This window comes from Cognatundibacterium squillarum (assembly GCF_014652435.1).
Taxonomy (GTDB): domain Bacteria; phylum Pseudomonadota; class Gammaproteobacteria; order Burkholderiales; family Burkholderiaceae_D; genus Undibacterium; species Undibacterium squillarum.
In genome coordinates, this window is the sequence record NZ_BMYU01000002.1 from 143,721 (window position 1) to 163,848 (window position 20,128).

General features: G+C 44.3%; 20 protein-coding genes. 9 read left to right on the plus strand and 11 right to left on the minus strand.

The features are described from left to right. Nucleotides 1-59: 59 nt before the first annotated feature. The 6 genes from IE092_RS19035 to IE092_RS04950 all read right to left on the minus strand — a co-directional run bounded on the left by IE092_RS19035 (nt 60) and on the right by IE092_RS04950 (nt 7,216). Complete coding sequence (locus IE092_RS19035) at nt 60-1,028, minus strand: EpsG family protein (protein WP_189355923.1); 969 nt, start codon at nt 1,026-1,028, stop codon at nt 60-62. Nucleotide 1,029: 1 nt separating this feature from the next. Further along, nucleotides 1,030-1,866 carry a glycosyltransferase gene (locus tag IE092_RS04930; RefSeq protein WP_229793041.1) on the minus strand — a complete coding sequence of 279 codons (837 nt, stop codon included), beginning with the start codon at nt 1,864-1,866 and terminating at the stop codon, nt 1,030-1,032. A 31-nt stretch (nt 1,867-1,897) separates the two neighbouring features. Further along, the gene (locus IE092_RS04935; protein ID WP_189355925.1) at nt 1,898-2,854 is read right to left on the minus strand and encodes a glycosyltransferase family 4 protein; all 957 of its coding nucleotides are present in this window, start codon (nt 2,852-2,854) and stop codon (nt 1,898-1,900) included. Continuing rightward, nucleotides 2,851-3,777 carry a hypothetical protein gene (locus IE092_RS04940; RefSeq protein ID WP_189355926.1) on the minus strand — a complete coding sequence of 309 codons (927 nt, stop codon included), beginning with the start codon at nt 3,775-3,777 and terminating at the stop codon, nt 2,851-2,853. The genes IE092_RS04935 and IE092_RS04940 overlap by 4 nt, the downstream gene beginning before the upstream one ends. A 93-nt stretch (nt 3,778-3,870) precedes the next feature. Then, nucleotides 3,871-6,120 (minus strand): polysaccharide biosynthesis/export family protein, encoded by a 2,250-nt coding sequence (locus tag IE092_RS04945; RefSeq protein WP_189355927.1) that lies wholly within the window; start codon nt 6,118-6,120, stop codon nt 3,871-3,873. Nucleotides 6,121-6,211: 91 nt separating this feature from the next. Continuing rightward, complete coding sequence (locus IE092_RS04950; protein WP_189355928.1) at nt 6,212-7,216, minus strand: MraY family glycosyltransferase; 1,005 nt, start codon at nt 7,214-7,216, stop codon at nt 6,212-6,214. A 611-nt stretch (nt 7,217-7,827) separates the two neighbouring features. On the opposite strand from IE092_RS04950, the gene IE092_RS04955 reads away from it, so the two are divergent. Together IE092_RS04955 and IE092_RS04960 are read left to right on the plus strand one after the other, a co-directional pair. Then, entirely contained in the window at nt 7,828-9,498 is a 1,671-nt protein-coding gene (locus tag IE092_RS04955; protein ID WP_189355929.1) for an RCC1 domain-containing protein, read from the plus strand. A 47-nt stretch (nt 9,499-9,545) separates the two neighbouring features. Next, complete coding sequence (locus tag IE092_RS04960; protein ID WP_189355930.1) at nt 9,546-11,069, plus strand: S8 family peptidase; 1,524 nt, start codon at nt 9,546-9,548, stop codon at nt 11,067-11,069. A 157-nt stretch (nt 11,070-11,226) separates the two neighbouring features. On the opposite strand, the gene IE092_RS04965 is transcribed toward IE092_RS04960, so the two are convergent. From IE092_RS04965 to IE092_RS04975, 3 genes are all read right to left on the minus strand, one after another. Next, entirely contained in the window at nt 11,227-11,667 is a 441-nt protein-coding gene (locus IE092_RS04965) for a hypothetical protein (protein ID WP_229793042.1), read from the minus strand. Between the two features lie 76 nt (nt 11,668-11,743). Next, nucleotides 11,744-12,682 carry a hypothetical protein gene (locus tag IE092_RS04970; RefSeq protein WP_189355932.1) on the minus strand — a complete coding sequence of 313 codons (939 nt, stop codon included), beginning with the start codon at nt 12,680-12,682 and terminating at the stop codon, nt 11,744-11,746. A gap of 284 nt (nt 12,683-12,966) precedes the next feature. After that, nucleotides 12,967-13,446 (minus strand): hypothetical protein, encoded by a 480-nt coding sequence (locus IE092_RS04975; protein ID WP_189355933.1) that lies wholly within the window; start codon nt 13,444-13,446, stop codon nt 12,967-12,969. 372 nt (nt 13,447-13,818) lie between these two features. Between IE092_RS04975 and IE092_RS04980 the strand changes: the two genes are divergently transcribed. Both IE092_RS04980 and IE092_RS04985 read left to right on the plus strand, forming a co-directional pair. Next, a complete protein-coding gene (locus IE092_RS04980; RefSeq protein ID WP_229793043.1) occupies nt 13,819-14,559 on the plus strand; it encodes a hypothetical protein in 741 nt (246 codons plus the stop codon). Between the two features lie 282 nt (nt 14,560-14,841). Next, entirely contained in the window at nt 14,842-15,444 is a 603-nt protein-coding gene (locus tag IE092_RS04985) for a LysE family translocator (protein ID WP_268249267.1), read from the plus strand. A 20-nt stretch (nt 15,445-15,464) separates the two neighbouring features. Here IE092_RS04985 and IE092_RS04990 read toward each other — a convergent pair whose 3' ends face one another. Further along, nucleotides 15,465-16,016: a hypothetical protein gene (locus tag IE092_RS04990; protein ID WP_229793044.1), complete on the minus strand. Its 552-nt coding sequence runs from the start codon at nt 16,014-16,016 to the stop codon at nt 15,465-15,467. On the opposite strand from IE092_RS04990, the gene IE092_RS18750 reads away from it, so the two are divergent. The 3 genes from IE092_RS18750 (at nt 16,015) to IE092_RS05000 (ending at nt 17,962) form a co-directional block, all read left to right on the plus strand. Beyond that, nucleotides 16,015-16,269, plus strand: a complete 255-nt coding sequence (locus IE092_RS18750) for a hypothetical protein (RefSeq protein ID WP_229793045.1) — start codon at nt 16,015-16,017, stop codon at nt 16,267-16,269. The two genes, IE092_RS04990 and IE092_RS18750, sit on opposite strands and share 2 nt — an antisense overlap. Nucleotides 16,270-16,320: 51 nt before the next feature. After that, nucleotides 16,321-17,196, plus strand: a complete 876-nt coding sequence (locus tag IE092_RS04995) for an alpha/beta hydrolase (protein ID WP_189355936.1) — start codon at nt 16,321-16,323, stop codon at nt 17,194-17,196. Between the two features lie 88 nt (nt 17,197-17,284). After that, nucleotides 17,285-17,962: a Bax inhibitor-1/YccA family protein gene (locus tag IE092_RS05000; RefSeq protein ID WP_189355937.1), complete on the plus strand. Its 678-nt coding sequence runs from the start codon at nt 17,285-17,287 to the stop codon at nt 17,960-17,962. A gap of 86 nt (nt 17,963-18,048) precedes the next feature. On the opposite strand, the gene IE092_RS18995 is transcribed toward IE092_RS05000, so the two are convergent. After that, complete coding sequence (locus IE092_RS18995) at nt 18,049-18,882, minus strand: DUF2322 family protein (protein ID WP_308427108.1); 834 nt, start codon at nt 18,880-18,882, stop codon at nt 18,049-18,051. A gap of 75 nt (nt 18,883-18,957) precedes the next feature. On the opposite strand from IE092_RS18995, the gene IE092_RS05015 reads away from it, so the two are divergent. Together IE092_RS05015 and IE092_RS05020 are read left to right on the plus strand one after the other, a co-directional pair. Continuing rightward, nucleotides 18,958-19,449, plus strand: coding sequence for a carboxymuconolactone decarboxylase family protein (locus IE092_RS05015; protein ID WP_189355938.1), 492 nt, complete (start codon nt 18,958-18,960; stop codon nt 19,447-19,449). Nucleotides 19,450-19,700: 251 nt separating this feature from the next. Further along, the gene (locus IE092_RS05020) at nt 19,701-20,117 is read left to right on the plus strand and encodes a hypothetical protein (protein WP_189355939.1); all 417 of its coding nucleotides are present in this window, start codon (nt 19,701-19,703) and stop codon (nt 20,115-20,117) included. Nucleotides 20,118-20,128 lie beyond the last annotated feature (11 nt).

Here is a 20,128-nt window from a genome sequence, read left to right on the forward strand (position 1 = left end):
TAAAAACTGTTTTGTTAAATAAATTCATTTTTTAATGAAATTTCTTATTCTGTGTGAAATTATTCAATTGCATTAAATATCCATTCAAAATTAAGATACCACCACAAAAAACCTGTCAATAAAATAAATAATGTTAAAGTGATGTAGGAAATTGATCTATTGTTTTGAGGTAGATGTAGTTGCCAAAGAAATATAAGATATGGGACAAGATAGTAGTCGATTCTTGAAAATATTCCAGCGTATATTGGTGATAAAATCGATGGAACACTTAGTATAATATACATGTCAATGGAATCAACGAAGGACGTGTCTTTCTTATCATTGAAATATTTTATAAATAAAAAAAATGCGGTGTTTACAAGTTGCTTCGCTGCATACTTAAAGCTTGATTCTGCACCAACTTCACCATAAGTTGAGACTGCGTCATTGAATGAGAAATTAGATATTATTGTAAATATTAGTATGAAAAATAGAACAAAAAAAATTTTCAGATTTTTATTTAATTTCGCAGTGCATAAAAAATAAAATAAAAACATTAAAAAAGCATACTGATGACTGAGTATAGATAGGCATGCAGCCAAAATTCTTAATCTCTTCTCTAGTATAAAGTAAAGAAAGAAAGAGATTGAAAATAATTGACGTTGAAAATTTAATCCAAGATGAATTCCATAAAATGAAAAGGAGAAGAAGCTTAAAATTAAAATTGAACTAATGATGGATATTTTTTTTCTTGCTATTATATATGTTAATAATGTTAAATTAAATCCAATTACTATTATTATGTATTGTGAAAATAAATCTGGATTGAATATTGATAATATCCAAAACATTGTTGGTTCAAGTTCGTAAATATTTTTCCAAGAATCATCTTGTAAAATGGAAAAATAATATGAAGCGTCTCCCCTAAATAATTCGAAGTCGCCGGTTAGTTGCTCGTATAAGTATAGGATTAAAAAAATGGCTAAGAAACAAATTGTTAGTTTGATGTATGTATAGCCTTTTTTTTCATTGTTTAATAGGCTTAGCATTCTATTTTCTAAGAATTTTAATATATAAGTATTTAAGTATTTTTTGTGGTAATAGCCTAAAGGCTAGTCTAAGTGTTATTGATGCTGCTAAGTCATTGAATTTAATTGATTTCTCTTTAAAGGCTCTAAAGAAGAACTGTATTTCAGATTTTATATACGAAAATCCTCTCCTGCGATCGAGCATTCCGTTACCAACCCTTGCATCAACGAGAATATCTTCCAAATTTTTGGCGTTGCCATTTAGCTTGAGTAGCCTGAGCCATAAATCATAGTCTTCAAAACCTATACTATGTCGATATCCGCCAGCTTCTAATGCAGCGGACTTGCGAAACATAACAGTCATTTGATTAAATGGATTTCTCCTGCGTACTTTATTTCTTATTTCCTCATTTGTCAGAGGGACATTCCTTCGCTGTTTCAGATCACCAGGAGTAAGATTAAATTCTTCAATGCACCCACCGATAATCAGAAGATTTGAATCTCTTTTGAATTCTTCTATTTGTTTTTCAAATCTATAAGGTTTTGAAATGTCGTCACCGTCCATAATAGCAACCAGCTCATGAGTGCATTGAGGTAATGCAATCCGAAGAGCCTCCCCGCGGCCAACATTTTGATTAATTTGAACTAATTTAAGTGGCAACTTTGTTTTTGCTTCATTTAGAATTGTTGTAAGCTGTTCCCCGACAGGTCCATCTTGAACAACAACAACTTCATTTGCTGGAATAGTTTGGTTTCCAATACTTTCAAGTGCTTCTTTAAAATGGGTTGGATTATCTCTATGATAGAGAGAAATTAAACATGTCAACTGTAAGCTGGAAATATTTTTCTCTTGTGTCATTTTCATTTGATATATTAAATTCTAACGTCTCTTAGTGCATTGCAACGTCAAGATAAGCTTTAGCGATAACTTTGGGAGCAAATAAACCAGCATCCCATGGCTGACAGTTTATAGAATACGCTTTCTGTAATTGTCTCTTTATGAAGCTTGGACTGAAATTGAGTTCGAATAAAAAAATTCTCTTTTCAATTAAAGAAAGATCAATATCCAAACCGCCACCGGAGGCTGGCATAAGAACATTGCACCCTTGCGATAACGCTTCCATGTAACATAAGCCTAATGCCTCTGTTTCACAGCCAGAAATAAATACTTTTGTTTTTTGTAGAATACTTAGTATAAAGTCCTGATTTTGCGAGCCATGGAAAATTACTCGATCGTTGAAACGATTTATCTTTTTACGCAATTGGCCTTCAAGTTCACCACTACCAACAATGTGAAATTGTAATTCAGGTTCTTCGCTTAAAAAATCTAAAATTGGGTCTATTATTTTGTCAACATTTTTAACCGAATGTAGTCTTCCAACATACGTAATTAATTTTCTTTCTGAATTGCGTGCCTCGGAATTAAGAAATATTTTTGTTAGTGGGTTTTTAATTACTGAATTGCTTTTAATATTGAATATTGCTCTTAAGTGAACTGCAACGTAATTTGAAACAGAAACGAGTTTCGAAAATTTGCTGGCAAAAAAAAGACTTATTAGAATTCCCAAAAATTTAAATTTCCCTTGGCCATCTATTCGGGGAAAACCATGTGCTACACAAATAGCATTTTTAGATATCGGTGCTAAAAATACTGAAGTTGTACTAAAAATTTTTAAAATAGTCGGATCTCTTAGTAGCCTAATTGATTTTGCTAGTTCAAATGGTGACATCACTTCTGCATCTATATCTAATTCCCGAAATCCAATTGCTAGGGCTTGTGCAAAAGATTCGAGTCCTCCTGTTTCACGACCACCCGAAATTAGAACACGCGCTATTTTATTATTCATAACCAATTCGTCACTAAAAGTAGCAGAAGATATATTAAATCTATTGCAATGTTATTTCCAATAAATAATGACATGTTCATATCAATAATAACTGGTAAAAAAACCATATATTTCGGTGAAATATTTTTATATACACTGAAAAATATTGCAAATATAATTATAAATATAATTGAGCAATTTTTTTTCCATTTTTCATTAAAGAATTTTTTTCTTATAATGTATGGGAATGTAAAAGAATATCCAGACCTTATTACACGCTCTAAAGTTGCAAAATCTTTTGAGTAATTTATTATTTGAAATATGATATCTGCTTGAATTTTTGATGAAAGATATGTTGTAAAAAATTGGATGACAAGTTTTGTGGTGGCTGTTAATGTACGAGGAGACGATTTCAGCGTACTTTTTACATTCAGTTTTGGGTAATAAAATACATAGGAAAAAGCTCCGTACGCGATTAAAGGCAAAAAGTAAAATATTGCTATTTGATTAATTGAAAATTTCGGACTCCAGTATAGGACAATTGGTGCAAATACTAGTCTTAATATAAGTGGAATTGTTATTACTTTATTGTATTTCAATAACAAAGGAAGATGGGCCGGTACAGAAGTAACACTTAAAATTGCAAGTATTTCTGGAAAAGATATATACCCTAAACAATATGTTAAAAAACCGAGCCCAGTCACGGTAATTCTTGTGACTAGGCTTCGATTTTCAGATGCTTTATTTGGATCAGATTGATGCTGATTTAACGAATATGAAGTTATGAAAATACCAAAAAATCCAAAACTCACCTCAGCTTTTACGATCTGTGAGAAAGTAGAAGCATCAAAAGCTCTTAAAAAACAATAGTACCAAACAAACGTACTAAGCCAATTAGTTATTTGGAATACTAATATGTCTAAGTTCTTTTTCGACGGAAGCATGTATTCATATAATATTTTGAAAAATTAATAATATCGCTACGCTAAATTATCTAAGGATTACGAAAATATTTTTCGAATTATTTGGACTGGTAATTATTGGCGTAGGCTTTTAATTGCGGCAGCACTAATTCCGAATCCTGAGAGAATTTGTGCCCAATCTTTGAGTCCGCTAGTAAATACTTTGTAGGGGGTTTCTTTGTTTAAGCGTTCAGGAACGACGATTGTATCTCCAGGCATCAATGTATAAGAGTTAATGCTGGAAAACCATCCGCGTCCTGTCGAAGATAAAACAGTTCCATTCGCACGTAATATAAAGATATTTTCTGTATCAGCGTCAGGCGTCAATCCAGAATTTTGTAAATATTTATCAACTGTAGCTCCTTTTTGCCAGATTAAAGATGATTCTTGATTTACAGCACCAAATATATGAACAAAATCCGGGCGGCTTGGAATAATAAGCTGATCACCGTTTTCGAGCTTTAGTATTGGTAACTTATTTAAACCTTCATTATTTTCACTTGGATCTAAATCTAAAGAAATTCGACCGGTAGCTTTTAGATCTCGAAGTCTGGCAATCGCATTAGCACTAGATTCTTTAGCAACCTGAATCCGTGCCGATGCTGTTGCTGCGTCATTGCTTGTGTCGTTTGCAGCAACTTTGACGTTTTCTGAGCGCACCTGTGCTTCGAGACGTCGGACTGCTTTTTCAAGGTTAATTTGCTGTTCTTTTCGTACCTGCTCTCGGTAAAATTCTGCGCCAAAAATATAAGCATTATTTGTCGCACCACCCGCTTTAGCAATTAAGGACTGGATCGTATCACCCGGCGTCATCTCGTAAACACCAGGGATGTTAACTTCACCCTCTACTCTGACAACAACTTTGCGCTTTGACGCCGGGACCCGTATATCATTTTGTGAAAATACCGTTACAACGTCGCCGGGCTGAAGTGTCAAGTTGTCGGGACTATTGATGTCAGCCATCGCGCGACCAAGATTAAATGAAACCAGGCTGATACTTTGGGTTTCTTTATCGGTCCGTTCGATAACGGCGTATTCCCAGTTGATTTCATCGGACAAATTGCCGATTCTTGCGGCTATTGAATTACTGTTTTGATTTGTAGCTGCGACATCAAGACCTTCAAAATTTCGTCTTGCAATTGTAGCTCGCGTAGTCAGTGCTTCTCGGTTTGGTATCAGATCTCTGATGCGCATTCCGTTTGTATATGGAATACGTAGTTGTTGATTTACATTTCCACGTAAGGAGACTGCATTCGAAAAATCTGGTGTAATAGGGCTAATTGTGACGATATCACCGCTCTTCAAACTTTTATTTAGACCTTGGTTATCCAGCTTGAACTCTTCGACGTTTCGAGGTTGTGACTTCGTCGGATCAATTCGTTCCAAAAATACGCGTCGCGGATCTGCAATAACTGGCAAACCACCAGCTATTTCGAGAATATTGTTGAGTGCTTCATTTTGTGATTTCAGTTCGTAGATCGCTGGTGTATTTACCTTTCCAGTCAGTGCGATGTGACCTATCGCAGCAGGAATGAAAATAGTATCGCCATCTTGCAGTTTAATGTCTCCGGACTTATCGCCTTTGGCAATGAAAGAGTAGATGTCTAAGTTACCAACAGTTTTACCGTTACGCTTTACCTGAACATTCCGCATAGAGCCAACGGAATTTGGTCCACCGCTTGCCAGAAGGGCTGTAACCAAAGTGGAAAATCCAGACACGGTGTACGAGCCAGGGCGTTTGGCGTGACCTACGACATATACCGTGATCGCACGCAGACGACCGAATGTGACACTCATTGAAAAGTCACGATAAAGTTTTGCGACACTGGCTTTGATAACAGACTCTGCATCACCCGCTTTTACACCGGCAAGCGAGATAGTTCCTACGGTAGGTAAAGTGATGTTGCCGCTACGGTCGATTGTCGTTTTATAGTCAATATCGACGCCACCCCACGCGCGGATTACCACTTCATCGCCGGGCCCTAAAGCGTAGTCTGTTGGCAAAGGGGTGTTCTGCAAGGGAGCGAAACTGGAAGGGGATCCGGAGAAAAAGTCCTGTCCATATAAATTCAGAATTTTTCCGGTGGAATATTGTACAAAAGCCTGAAACTCGCTTTTATCGCTTTTATCCGTATTTCCGGCATTTACACGTTGTGCAACTACAGGCTCGTTGGAGACGCTTTGAATGCTGCTTTGGTTTGAAATTTTCGGCGTTTTGAACACTTCGTTGGGGATGGCAGATATTTCGGTTGACGTAGGTTCAGCTTGCTGTGCATTTGCACTGCTGAGTAGCAGCAATGTTAAAGTGGGTATAAATTGCTTCATTGTTTTCTGCATATGAGATTAATCTTTTCTTCAACCTGAGTGCTGGTTAGGATCGAGCCCGGGTTTGTCTACAGTAAGTAACTTCTTTGAATCAAATCGTTGGCTTTGAAATTTCTGAGTTAATTTGGTTTTTTCGGCCACTTTTCATCCAGGACTTTAATTTGAATTTGACAATCATCGAATAAAGAGCGCCGTAAATTAACACAAATAAGCCCATGAATATGAATATCCTTGTGGAATTGTTCCATACAAAAAGGGCAGGGATGGTGCCGAAAAGGGAAACTATCCAAAGATAAGGGGACGTCATGGAATTTTGGCGGATTTTAAGCGCAGGTGTTTTATCTGAACACTTCACCAGTCGGCGATAGATCAAGCTATGTAAATGTATTGCATCTGGTTCACCGACCGGATGGCCGCGAACAAATTTGCGTCTGTAAATTGAAAAAATGGTTTCCCAGACGGGATAGATCACAACCAAAACAGGGAACCATGGGGATACGCCCGGATTGCGGTTTACTAACAGAACGAGCAGTTCGGCAATCGCAAAGCCCCAAAGGTAGGCGCCACCATCACCTGCAAAAATTTTGCCGCCCGGAAAATTCCAGACGAAAAATCCCAAAGTTGCGAATAATAAAAGCAATGATTGGGTGAGGATAAAATTGTCTCCTACCTGAAACGCAACGTAAGCGATCACGGTAAGCAGCATCATAGTTACACCACTAGCGAGCCCATTAAATCCATCGATGATGTTCAGCGAGTGAGTTGTTCCTCCTACGCCTATCATGATGATTAGCGCATTCAGTAAAATGTAAGTTTGCGTGAACTGGTCAATTATTCCGATGTTTAAAGGATATAGCTTAGCGTTAATCAACCACATGCCAACTAACGCCGAGATAAATGCGGCAATCAGGCGTTTCAATGCACTGACTTTTTTTGTGAAATCTTCAGTCATACCGGCAAGCCAGACCGGGAGGAGCGAACATAAAAAATACCAGCTGTTTGTCTGTTTCTCACTGAAGTAGAGATAAACCATACCTGAAACAACGGCCAGCATAACGGGTAGGCCACCAATTCTGGGGGTAGCGCTAGCGTGCATTTTTTGCGGACCCGATGCAACGTGATCAGTGGATATGTGAGCGTGTATATGCTGAAAGTTAACCAGCAGATAGCAAGTCAGGAATGAAACAATAAGTGTAAGTAAGGATGCTGTGAGCATTTTTAGTAACAGTTTTGTGCGCTGCGCAAAAGGCTTTAGTAGATAAACAGAAGATCTGTGTATCCAGAATTTGAGCCTATCGCAGCCAAATTAATTTTGCACATTTTAACGGATTTTTACTTTAAAAAGTTGAAAAAAAACTAACTAAATGACGTAAAAGTGCCTGAAATTCTTGAGATTTTGGGATTTTTCTCGATTTCTCATTAAATACCATTTGTATGACCAGAAAATTACCATAATAAAAGCGTCGAATTTAGATTATGTAAAATAAAGTGCGGGTTTGTGATAAAACAACACAATTCGAAATATAAGTTTGGAAAATTTGCTGCGAAGCAAATTTTCTTAAATTTTCATGCGTTTGCGCTTAAATCTGTAAGCACGCTCCAGACGTGGACTGCTAAGCTCTGTGCGTAATTCGAATAAAAAATATAAAAAATTGCCAAGCAAAATTGGCATACATGTGTCCTAACCCGTCTGGAGTGTTTTTGCAAATGAAAAGTAAATCGAGTTTGCCAGCAGTTCGTTTGAAGCAGTTGGCACTGGCACTGAGTGCCGCAGGTTTCAGTTCCGCATTGATTGGTTGTGGAGGCGGTGGTTCTGACGCTACTGTCACTCCACCTCCTCCGCCAACTGTATCTATCGATGTGTTTGGTGCGCGAGGTGGTTATTTGACTGCGATTGTAAGTTCCACAAATTGTTCCACTACCCCGACAGTGTCATGGGCGACTACGTCTGGAGTTGCAGCTGGTACAGGAACTTCTATTCAGGACAGTCAGCCAAATGCTGCGTTGGTGGCGACGGCTACTTGTTCTTCAGCAACGAGCACTCAAACTCTGGCCGCAAACGCTGTCTATGCCGGCTCAGCAGCTTTTGCTGTTATGCAAAACGGAAGCGCTGTTGCATGGGGCAACCCGGTTTGGGGAGGAAACACTTCTACGGCTGCAGCAATAACGAACATCTCACAAGTCATTCCATCTGAGCGAGGGTTTGCTGCGCTGCTGAATGACGGCACTGTTAAAACCTGGGGAAGCAGCTTTGTCGCCGTATCCGATCCAACCCTCGCATATCCTGCAACAGGAGCAATTACAACCGACCCGCTGACTAACGTAGCGACTGTAATACCCGGAAAAATTGCATTGTTCGCTATAAAGAAAGATGGCACCGTTGCTGCATGGGGACGTGCGCGTGGACTCGGCGGACCTCGTGATTTTCCGATGACAGATCAGGTTTACGGGTTTAGTCCGGCAGTTAAGGCTGCAATGACTGGCGTAAAGACCATTGTTGCAAATGAAGGGTCATACGCTGCATTGAAAAATGATGGCACAGTTGTCACATTTGGTAATCCCGATACCGGTGGCGACTCCAGCTATGTAAAAGCTATTCTGACCAACGTGACGCAAATTGTTGGTGGAAATTTTGATTTCCTGGCTCTCCGCAAAGATGGTACGGTTGTCAACTGGGGCTATGGATACGCTTCAAGTGGCGATCAGTCTATACCTGTTCCAAATGCAACCGACGTTTCTAAGCTGTTTATGAATGGTTATGCTGGTGCAGCGATTAACTCCAAAAACGAAGCGTTTGCATTTGGTTACACACCACAGATTGATTCTGCTGATACCAAATCCATTGCATCGCAATTAACGAACGTTTCGAATATCTTTGCAACAGAGTCTGCGTTTGCTGCATTGAAGTCTGACGGTTCGGTTGTTGCCTGGGGCGACTCTGTGCGAATGAACGATAGCCTGACGAAAGTGCAGGCCTCCTTGACTAACGTAAAGTCAATTGCGACGTCTGAATATGCCTTTGCTGCTTTAAAAGGAGATGGAACCGTTGTTACTTGGGGTGATCCTCAAAATGGCGGAGACAGTAGTTCAGTTGTAGCAAATTTGAACAAAGTTGTCGCGGTTACTGCAAATAAATACGCATTTGCGGCGCTTAAATCTGATGGTACGGTTGTGACTTGGGGTATGGGTAGTAAAGGTGGTGATAGTGCATCAGTAGCTTCAAAACTCGTTAATATTCGTGCAATTTATGCAACTCCGTTTGGTGCTTTCCTGGCGATTGCGAAAGATGGATCCTACGTTACTTGGGGTGATGCGTGGGTTGGTGGCGATAGTTCGGCGATCGCATCGAAACTGACAAAAATCACATACGCTAACTAAGACCAGCAAAAATCAAGCTAAGACCATCTAATTGGAGAATTGTAAGAATGAAAAAGATGCTTAAAACACTGACCCCGATTGCAGTCGCTGCGTTAGGATTCTGTCTGAGTCAAGGCGCAATGGCAAATGCAGTAAATCCTGCAAAAGCTGTAAAAACGAATTTATCGGCACCAAAAGAAGACAACCTGGATCAGATCATTGTGAAATACCGCAATGATCACATGAATGCTGAGGCATTTGCCTCTGCATCCGGTAAACAAAATGAACTTGTAAATTTGCAGGCTCAACGTCTTGGCAAGCTTCAGCAAATTGGCGCAGGTATGGGAGTTGCGTTTACAGTGAAACGCCAGCTCGCAACTGGCGGTTGGGTATATAAAGCTTCCGCGGGTTTGAAAACATCACAGATGCTGAGTTTTGCTAAAAAGCTGGCAGCTTCAGATTCGTCGATCGAATATGCTGAGCCTGACTATATTATGCGCAGACTTTCTGTGCCGACAGATCCTTTTTACGCAACTAACCAGTGGGATATGCAGGATGCGCCAAAGCAACCTGGTGCGATTAATCTTCCCGCCGCATGGGATATCACACAAGGTAAAGGCATTGTTGTTGCCGTGGCTGATACAGGCTACGTACCTCACGAAGATTTGACGGCAAATCTTGTGCCGGCGCAAGGTGGTACTGCTGGACAGTATGGTTATAATTTTATTACTGACTACAACAGAGCGCGCTTGCCAAAACCACAGACAGGATCTTCCGTTCGCGGCCCGGATGCTATCGATATGGGGGACTGGTCAGATGGTACAAGTTGTGCTGCGGAAGATAGTACATGGCATGGTACACATGTGGCCGGTACCATTGCTGCGGCTGCTAACAACGGAAAAGGAATTTCTGGCGTTGCTCCACTGGCAAAGGTCCTGCCGTTGCGTGTTTTAGGACTGTGCGGTGGTTCAACTTCAGATATCTCTGACGCGGTTGCCTGGTCTGCCGGTTTGACAGTTCCAAACATGCCGGTGAATACAACCAAGGCAAATGTTGTCAACTTATCGCTTGGTGGTATTCATGCGTGTAGCCGTACAACAGCAGCTGCATTTCAGTCTGTGATGGCAGCAGGTACAATCGTTGTTGTGGCAGCAGGTAATGAATCGATCGATGCTAAGTTATCCAGTCCGGCAAATTGCCCTGGCGTCATTACGGTTGCGTCCAATGACATCAGCGGGGCACGCTCCAGTTATTCCAACTATGGTGGCACTGTCACTGTTGCTGCACCCGGCGGTGGATTTACATCGGCAAGTGATCTGATTTTCTCGACTTTACCTTCCGGCAAAACAAGTTACACTGCGATGACCCCTGCTGAAGTGAATGCCTATGGCACAATGGCCGGTACTTCTCAGGCAACACCGCACGTGGCTGGTGTTGTGGCTCTGATGCTTTCTGTTAATCCTAAGTTGACGCAGGCGCAAGTAAAAGACATTCTGATGAAAACATCGCGTCGTCCACCGGCAAACTGCCCTGCATGTGGCGCTGGTATTATTGATGCAACTGCTGCTGTGAATGCAGCGAAAGCGCAGTAACTTCGATAAAGTGAATTCAGGCTGCAATCGATAGTCTGAATTGAAACGAAAAACCGGATTCTGTTTAAAGAATCCGGTTTTTTTTTACGCCTGTACTTTTGCAGCGTTAGCTTTTGGGAAATCTGCAGTTAAGTTGAGGGAAGAGATTATTCCGTGCTTACGGGATTACGGAGTTGTGCTTCGAGAAAACCTGAACTTTTGTACTATCCGGTGTTTTTGACGCCATGGCCAGTTTTTGTGTTTGCTGGAACTCATCCATGATGAATGCAAGATTATTTTTGTCAGGTGGCGGATATGCAAAGATTCGTGTTCCACCATTTTCCTGCGATGCGACAACTCTCAGTTGCTTTTGTGTTAAATAATTGCTTATTCGATCACTATCTTCTTTTTTAGTTGAAAATACACTGATGTAGTACTCTTTGTGGTTTGCAGACTGCGTATCTGACTCCGTTAATCCTGGTACTTCTTTTACATCAACGTTATCTTTCAGGCAGGCGCTCAGAGAAGCTGCTACTACGCAGATAAAGAGGGCAACGCTGATTTTGTGAGCCGGGAGGCGTGGAATCATGGTGTGAAAAGTTAAATATTGCAGGTGCATGAATATGGTAGCAAACTGCTAAATACTGTGCCGAATTATTGAATTTAAAGTTGTTTTTTGTTGGGTATTCAACAAATCAGAACAGTGTTTGTAACCCACGGATAATTAAGTAGGCCAGCAAACACAGTGTGATAAACCACATTGGCGGGTGAATAAGCACCGTAATGATCGCTACAGCGTCCAGCAGGCTGACCGCGGCCGTTAGTAATTCCCGCCCTATTCTTGATGCGTCCGGTTGTACAGGGTAAAGCAGAGTCTCGATTGCTTTGGCAAGTACGCCAAATGAAAACAATATCAGTACCAGCATGACTATGCTCTGGTTCGGAATTCCGGATATGAATGCATTTTGTCCGGTTTCGTCTGCCAGCAATCTCGGAAAAAGCTGCAATCCACTGGTTGCGTAAGCAGCTAAAGGCAACATCAGAACAATTGCCCAGATTTTCCGGAGAGAAATGCTTTGTTTGTGCAGTGATGCAAAGTGACTGGCGATATGAAAGGTGAAGATCAACCCTGCAATCCAAGCCAGTAAAACCGGAAATCCTTCACTAAAAACCAGACCAGCAAGTAAAAAATAGCATGCTCTGACTGCAGCGCTGAAAATGACGGCAAGTACGGGTTTTTCAGAGAACTGAAATTGTAGAGACATCAGAACAAATAATCCCACGATCAGCCAGCGTGAGTCATGCCGTGACAATGATTGAATTGTGAAACAGCCAACAAAAACCATGGCCACACCGACTACCGCAAGCAATCCGACAGGAATGCTGTTGATGAACGACTGACTGTTGATAGTCGCTGCAGAATTGCCCGGGCGCATCATGAAAATGAGGCTTTGGCCGGTATTTACAAACAACATAGAAAATACCAGCGCAATAATATGTTCTCTGGATGGCAGACTGGCAGCAGTATATGCACCGATCAGGCTGGCAGACAGAACGTTACTGGCAAGCGCAGGCCATTCGGTAACCTTGTTTAAAGATACAGAATTCAAAATTTGACCCGCCCATCCCCGCATCTCTGTCATCCTTTACGCAAACCGTACGGGAAGAATTGCAAGCTCTGTGCCAAAGGCGCTTGGGCAGATACACATGTTTGGAAAATTACCTATTGATAATTTTAAGCTGGAAATGCCATGAAAAAAGACGCAGCATCAGCAGTATGTGCTCGGAAAGCATTCGTTTTGTCTGAACTGGTTCAGCGAATCTGGGTAGTTATAAAAATCAGGCCGATATCTCGCATGGTAGTCAGAGATATTGCCATGCTATTTACGTGTAAATACACGTAAATAGCATGTAAAAATCAGGCTGAGTAAGCGTGCTCATCAGATGTATCTGATCCGGCATGCTGAATCCAGAGCGCATTCACAATTTGTACCTGATCGAAACCGGCTTCGGTTAACGCAGCGTGAAGTTCTGATTCACTGGCACGCGAAAAGATTTCATCGTTTTTCAACAATCCGATCAGTGTCAGCGCTGTCATCGGACCATAGCTTCGCTGGATGGCGAAAGCTGTTGCATCCAGCGGTTGCCCGGCCCTCGCCAGGGTACTGACCATGATTTCCGGCGATATGTGATGAGAGTAGGCGCGTTTGATGACGTGGGTAAGATGTAATGCACCAATATTTCTGAGGCCCGCCAGTGGCGCGGAGTCCTGGTCAGTAGTCCGCCGGTGAATTTGCAGTTGTAAATTGAGTTCAGCGACGGCCGCGACAGGATCCTTTTGCTCCCGCGCTTTTTCTGAAAACAACAAAAGCAGACTATCGGTTAAAGGATCAGTCATTCTTTCTCTCCAAGTCATTTCACGTTGTTATACAGCGCAAGGCTGTTCTTCTGCATCGGCAGCATGCCAGTAAAGGCAATAGGTACATTTTGCCGTGCATTCTAGGCATTTTTTTTCCGATTTTGTAAATATTCATTTCCTTTAGGGCAATTTTCTCTGTGCTGAATTTGCATTGTTTTATATGCAATTTAGATGAATTGCCGCTATACACGGAGCGTATCTGAGTCCATCAGCGATACCGTTTAGTCTCTGTTTCAGCCGGTTTATCAGCGTAAGAAGCTGCTCATCTCAATCTGAAGAATTGTGCAGATTTCATTGTTAGACTCGATTTGTTAGTTCACTTTGTTTAACAAATTCCTTCAGGAGATGCACATGAAAATTTCTAATAAGCAATTAACTCCGTTTTTTTCCGGCGCAATGACAGCTGCCATTGTGATCGGGACGACAGTATTTTTAACGGGAGCAAAAGACGGGCCAGTTAAGGCACAGTTCGATGAAATTACGGTAGGACGTATAAATATTGTTGAGCCGGATGGTACAAAGCGCCTGATTATCGCGAACAAAGCGCAGTTCCCCGGGGCTTTTGAGCAAGGAAAAGAAATACCAAGACCAGATCGTGCCAGTTTTGCCGGAATGATATTTCTCGATGAGGAAGGAAATGAAAACGGTGGCTTTATTCAGAAAGGCAGTAAAGATGCTGATGGAAAAATCCGTGCAGGTCTTTCACTGACTTTTGATCGCTATCGACAGGATCAGGCTTTGCAGTTACTGCATACAAACAATGAAAAATCGGCCAGCTCAGCGATTATGATTAATGATGTTCCCCATCACTTGACGACCTCGCTCAAACAAATATCTGAATTCGGTGAGGCATCCGGAAAAATGTCGTCGCAAGAGAAAGCTGCTTACTGGCAAAAGCTCAGTGATGAGGGGCGATTGTCCGAAAACCGCATTCGTCTCGGTACGACAGCTGATAAGGCATCTGCTCTGGCGCTGAAAGATGCCCGCGGCAGAACGCGGATGTTGCTGATTGTGAATGCAGATGGCAACACGCAGATTAATATGCTTGATGAAAATGGGAAAATCGTAAAATCGATGAAAGCAATTGATTAAAGGCGCTGTAAGCGGAAAGCGCCGGTTTTTTGTGTCACTTGCTTGAGTGTAATTACCTTCACTAATCCAGGATAACCGGGCTTACCGCCCGGTATCCTGGTTTTATTTACACAATAGTCCGCATGTAACTTCTGATGATTTGCGATATATTGAAAGAATTATGCTTATTTATTAGATAAATTGAAAAAATAATGCATAAAAATAGATGTATCCGGCTAATAAGGGCTAATTTCTGACCCGAGGTTTCCGTAAAATCCACCCTGTCTTACAGGGAGAGTAAACGTGGAACACTGGTTGTTATATTTCAGCGCTGTTTGTGCGGTCTTCTTATTGCCCGGACCGGACATGGCACTGGTCATGAATAATGCGATACAGCGCGGTTTTCGTGCCGGCGTCTGGACGTCTGCAGGACTGGCATTTTCCCGTTCAGCCCATGTGGTTTTATCCGGTGTTGGCTTGTCTGCATTGTTTCACGTATTTCCGGTCTTGCTGGAAGTCGCAAAGTTTGCCGGCGCCGCATTTTTAATCTGGCTGGCTTACGGTAGTTTACGCAGTAATACAGATCAGAATCCGGATAAACCGGCGTTTGAAGGAAAAGTGGCATTTCGCCAGGGATTGCTGACAAATCTGATGAATCCAAAGGCGCTGATGTTTTGCGGCGTTTTTTTACCGCAGTTTATCCGGCCAGGTGAAACACTGGCTGCAGAGTACCTGAAGCTTGGCTCCGGCCTGGTGGTATCCGGCTGGTTGTTTGATCTGATTTACGCCGGACTGGCTGCGCGGGCAGCCAGCTATCTGAGCGGGCCGTCACGTACCCGCACACTGATCAACAGGATGTTTGCCGGTATTTTTGCGATGACCGCGTTTAAACTGATCCTGAGCTGATTCCCTTGCGATAGCCCGTTTCAGAGACAGGCTTTGGTTTTGGTCAGCAATTCTGACATTGCTGCCGAATAAACCGCTTCATTGTCCTGTGTGGCATCCTGTGCGGGTAACCAGTTGATATACATCGTCAGAATCTGCTGCCGTTTTGCCGAAATAAGGCTGTGAACACCAACCAGCCCTTTTCCCAGCACCGGATTACGCAGTCCCAGTTCAGTTATTGCCGGCGTGATATTGCGTGTCATCGTTTCCGGTGTGGCACCGAATTTTTGATATTCACGTGCAATGATGTCGGCATCGGATGCAATCTGACCATTTGCTGATTGCTCCAGGTGCAGTTTGATTCTGATCTGCTGCCCGGCTGCGCTCCAGAAAAATCTTACCCCATCGGTCACTGAGATTTTTTCCGTACCTTGTGTGGTCTGAACGGTACGGTAAGCGGGGTTGTTTTGTCGCCTTGTCAGATCACTGAATTGCAGGCCTTGTTCGCGGAAGCAAGTCATCGTGTTATCGATGGCTGATGGTTCCGCATCAGATGCGGTTGCCAGACCGCAATGCATGAAGCTGAAAGCCATGATTGCCAGCACTGTTTTTAAGCGATTACCTGCTACCGGATTTGTTTTCACCGTGATCTCCCTGATTGTTTTGCGCATCTTAGCAATCTCTTGCCCGCTTGCATTGCTATCTCAACTGCATCCTTTGTCAGAATCCGCCGTAGCGAATCCCGCAGTACTTTTTTCCTTTTTCACCGAGGTGCATGCTGCAAGTAATACATTGCAGGTCAGACGAAAACGGCATACCGCCGCTGAATTAAGCTGTGTGATTTGAATCGCAACGGCATTTGTGATTAGATTGAAAAATAACAAAACGGAGACACCGATGGCTAAACTTTACCCTGTTCTTACCCTGACCCTGCTGGCCAGCGCAACGCTGACAGGTTGCATGAATATTCATGTTGCAGATAATGCGTTTTTACGGCCGGACAGCGCAACCGGATATCAGTACGCGGGGCCGGTCAGCGATGAAAAAATTCAGAAAGCCAGCCCGGGCGCCAGGCTGAATAATCTGGAACTGGTTTCCGGCGGGCAGCAAAGTCTGAAAGGGATTGAGGCATTGCCGTCGCGCCCGCTGAGCGGCGTATCCGTGCTGTATTTTGGCGGCAATCTTTCGCATGCAGATGACACAATTCCGATGCTGTTGCGGACCACCGCCAGCTGCGCAGTTCCGCTGTACACCTTTGATTACCGTGGCTATGGCCGCACACCGGGCACACCTGACACTAAGGCGCTGAAGGAAGATGCCTTAAAGATTTATGACGAAGTCCGCTCGCGCGTACAAGGCAAACTGATTGTGCACGGCCATTCGCTCGGCAGTTTTATGGCGGGTTATATCGCACAACACCGTCAGCCGGACGGACTGGTACTGGAAACCACAGCGACACGGGTGGACGAAGTCGTTCCGCTGATGACACCGTTGTTACTGCGTCCGTTTACCAAAGTCACGTATGCGCCAACGATTCTGGAAATCGATAACCGGGTTGCGGTCAGCCAGTACCGGGGCAAGGCGCTGGTGATCAGCGGAGAGAAAGATCAGCAAACACCGGCAGAACTCGGACAAGCTGTTTTCAACGCGATTCCCTCTCTGGATAAACAGTTCATGAATATTGCCGGTGCCGGACACAGTGGACTGATGGCGCGCGCGGATGTGCAGCAATCGTATTGTGCTGTTGTCAATCAGCTGGCACAAACCCGCTGATTGTTGCCAATCCTCGGTTTTATATAGGTAAATTTGCAAAACAATGTAAAATCAGTGCTACAACAATCACTTTTCAGGGGAATTCAATATGCAACTCGCGGGCAGCGAACATTCGTTTGGCGGTTCACGTGAACGCTTTATCGCCAAGGTATTTAATCACTTGGGTGGTGCTTTACTGGCATTTACCGCGCTGGAAGTATTCTTTTTTACTTCCGGTATTGCAAATGCCATTATGGGCGCTTTGAAATTTGTGCCGTGGATGGCCATCCTCGGCGCCTTCATGATCGTCGGCTGGATTGCAACCCGTGCCGCGCATACTGCGGAAAGTCTGAGCAGCCAGTATCTGGCGCTGGGCGCTTACATTCTGGCGGAAGCCGTTATTTTTGTGCCATTGCTGACGATTGCCAGCAAAGTTGCACCGGGTGCGATTGCGAACGCCGGTCTGATCACCGTACTGGCAACGCTGGGTCTGGTGGGCGTGGCTTACGTATCCCGTAAAGACTTTTCTTTCCTCGGTACCATTCTGAAGTGGGCTGGTCTGGTCGCAATTGTACTGATCATTTGCAGCGCGGTTTTCGGTTTCACACTGGGCATTATTTTCAGTGTTGCGATGGTAGGTTTTGCCGGTGCAGCGATTTTGTACGACGCTTCGGAAGTCATTCACCATTATCCGGAAGACCGCTATGTCGGTGCAGCACTGCAATTGTTTGCATCCGTTGCGCTGATGTTCTGGTATGTACTGCGTATTTTCATCAGCCGCGATTAATTCGCAGCGTTGAACAAATAAAAAACCGGCCGATTACTGGCCGGTTTTTTTACGTCTGCACACTGAGCACAGGCGGGCGCCTCAGATTATGCGGCGATCAGCTCCACTTGCAGCGCAGGCAGCTGACCTGCACTGATCGCGATCAGCCGGTCGATATTCGGATGTTTGCCCGGATGCTGATGTGCGTCTGCAGTGTGTTCTGCATACCATGTAATACCGGCTTCGGCCGCCTCTTTGCTGATACTGCCGAATTGCTGAAACAGCGCATGGTACACGCGCACACTGCCCGCTGAACCGGGCTGATTCAGAATGTCAGCAATCACCAGATCGCCGTCTTTCAGACGTAAGCCGCGTAAATGATCGATTGTTGGCAGCGTTGCCAGTTTTTCTGCAAATTGCATTTCTTTCCTTTCGGTTGCATGGGAATTCTGTAACACATCAGCCGTATCCGTTGCCGATAAGCGCAGCGCAACCTGACTCAGCCAGCGCCGCACCGTGGATTGTTCATCATCGCTGAAGCCCGCCATCATTTGCTGTTCTGCCTGCATCACCTGTGTCCTTGCCGCTTGCAGCAGGGTGAGTCCGTGTTCGGTCAGTGCGATTTGCTGAATACGGCCATGGGTCGCATGTTTTTCGCGCTGTATGGTACCGGCTTTTTGCAGATTACTGACAATCAGACTGACAGTTTGCGGCGTCAGCAACGACAAACGTGCAAGATCCGCGTTCGAGCAACCGGGGTAAGCATGCAGCATGGTCAGCACCGAGAACTGTGGCAGGGTTAAACCGGTCGGTGTAAGGCAGGTTTCCACATAGCTGCGATGCGCCTGCGCTGCCTGACGTAACAGATAGCCGGCATAGCCATGCTCACCACGTTTGCCCTCGCCTGTGCGCGGAACCGGATTTTCTTGATTAAAAAGCATAATATCAGTGCTCTGATATAATATTCGAACTCTGATATTGTCGCATAAACCGTTTTTTCTGAACAAGGAACTGACATGACAACGCAAGCAACAACCGCAGAAACGACACAGGAAACAACGCAGGGCTTTTCATATACCCGCCTGCAACAGGAGCATGCTGCAGCAACGGCAGCACTGGGACAGTTCGGCAAAGCGATTAAAGACAGTGGCTTATCGCCGCAACTGACCGAGCTGGTGAAAGTGCGCGCTTCACAGAAAAACGCTTGCGCATTCTGTCTGCAATTTCATGTGAATCTGGCGCGTTCGCTGAACGTGCCGCAGGCACAGCTCGATCAGCTGGCAACCTGGCAGGAATCGCCTTTGTTCAGTGCCGCAGAAAAAGCCGCGCTGGCATGGACAGAAGCGCTGACCAGCACACCCGCCCTGCCCGATCCGGCGCTGATGCCACGACTGCGTGAACACTTTTCCGAAGCAGATTGCGTGAACCTGACGCTGGCAATCGCCCACATTAACGCCTGGAACCGCATCGCCGGCCCGCTCGGCTTTACCCCGCCGCCTGCACAGTAAGCGCAGAGAACGCCATAGAACGCCAAAACACCCCAAATGCGGCATCCTGCACAGAAAAAACGGCATTTTTCGCGGATGTCGGCAGAAACAGTGGCGCTCCGGGCAGGTGTTTTTTTGCCCGGATGCGGATCTCTGCACAACAGCATAAATGACAAGTTTGTCATTTCACCGGCTTAGTGCGGCGTTACAATGAACCGGTACCAACCCGGCGTGTGCCGGACCTGATCCAGAAGATCTTTTTCGGAGTGCTTATGTTGCCGGTTCATTTTGTTCGCTTGTGCCTGCCCGTGTTGGTGACACTGATGCCCTGCGCGTCTGCATTCGCGCAGAATACGCCCCCTGCACCACCGAATCCCCGCGCTGTACCGCCTGCTTCAGCGCCACCGGCTGCGCTGAGCGCAGCACAATTGCAGAAAGTGAAAGAAATTCTCGCGCCGTACAAGGCGTCAAAACTCAGTGCAGATGATGCAAAACTGATTAAGCGGCAATTGCGTGACGCTGGTATGCGCCCCAGCCCTGCGCTGGAAGATGCGATGCGTGCAGCAGGTCTGCCATTGCAAAAACTGGATGAGCTGGATCCACGTCCGCCGGGGCCACCACCTGATGCGCCTCCTGCGGCTGTTCCGGCACCAACACCGGCATCGAAAGCGGCGGTCAGTCGTCGCTGAAGGGCAGATTA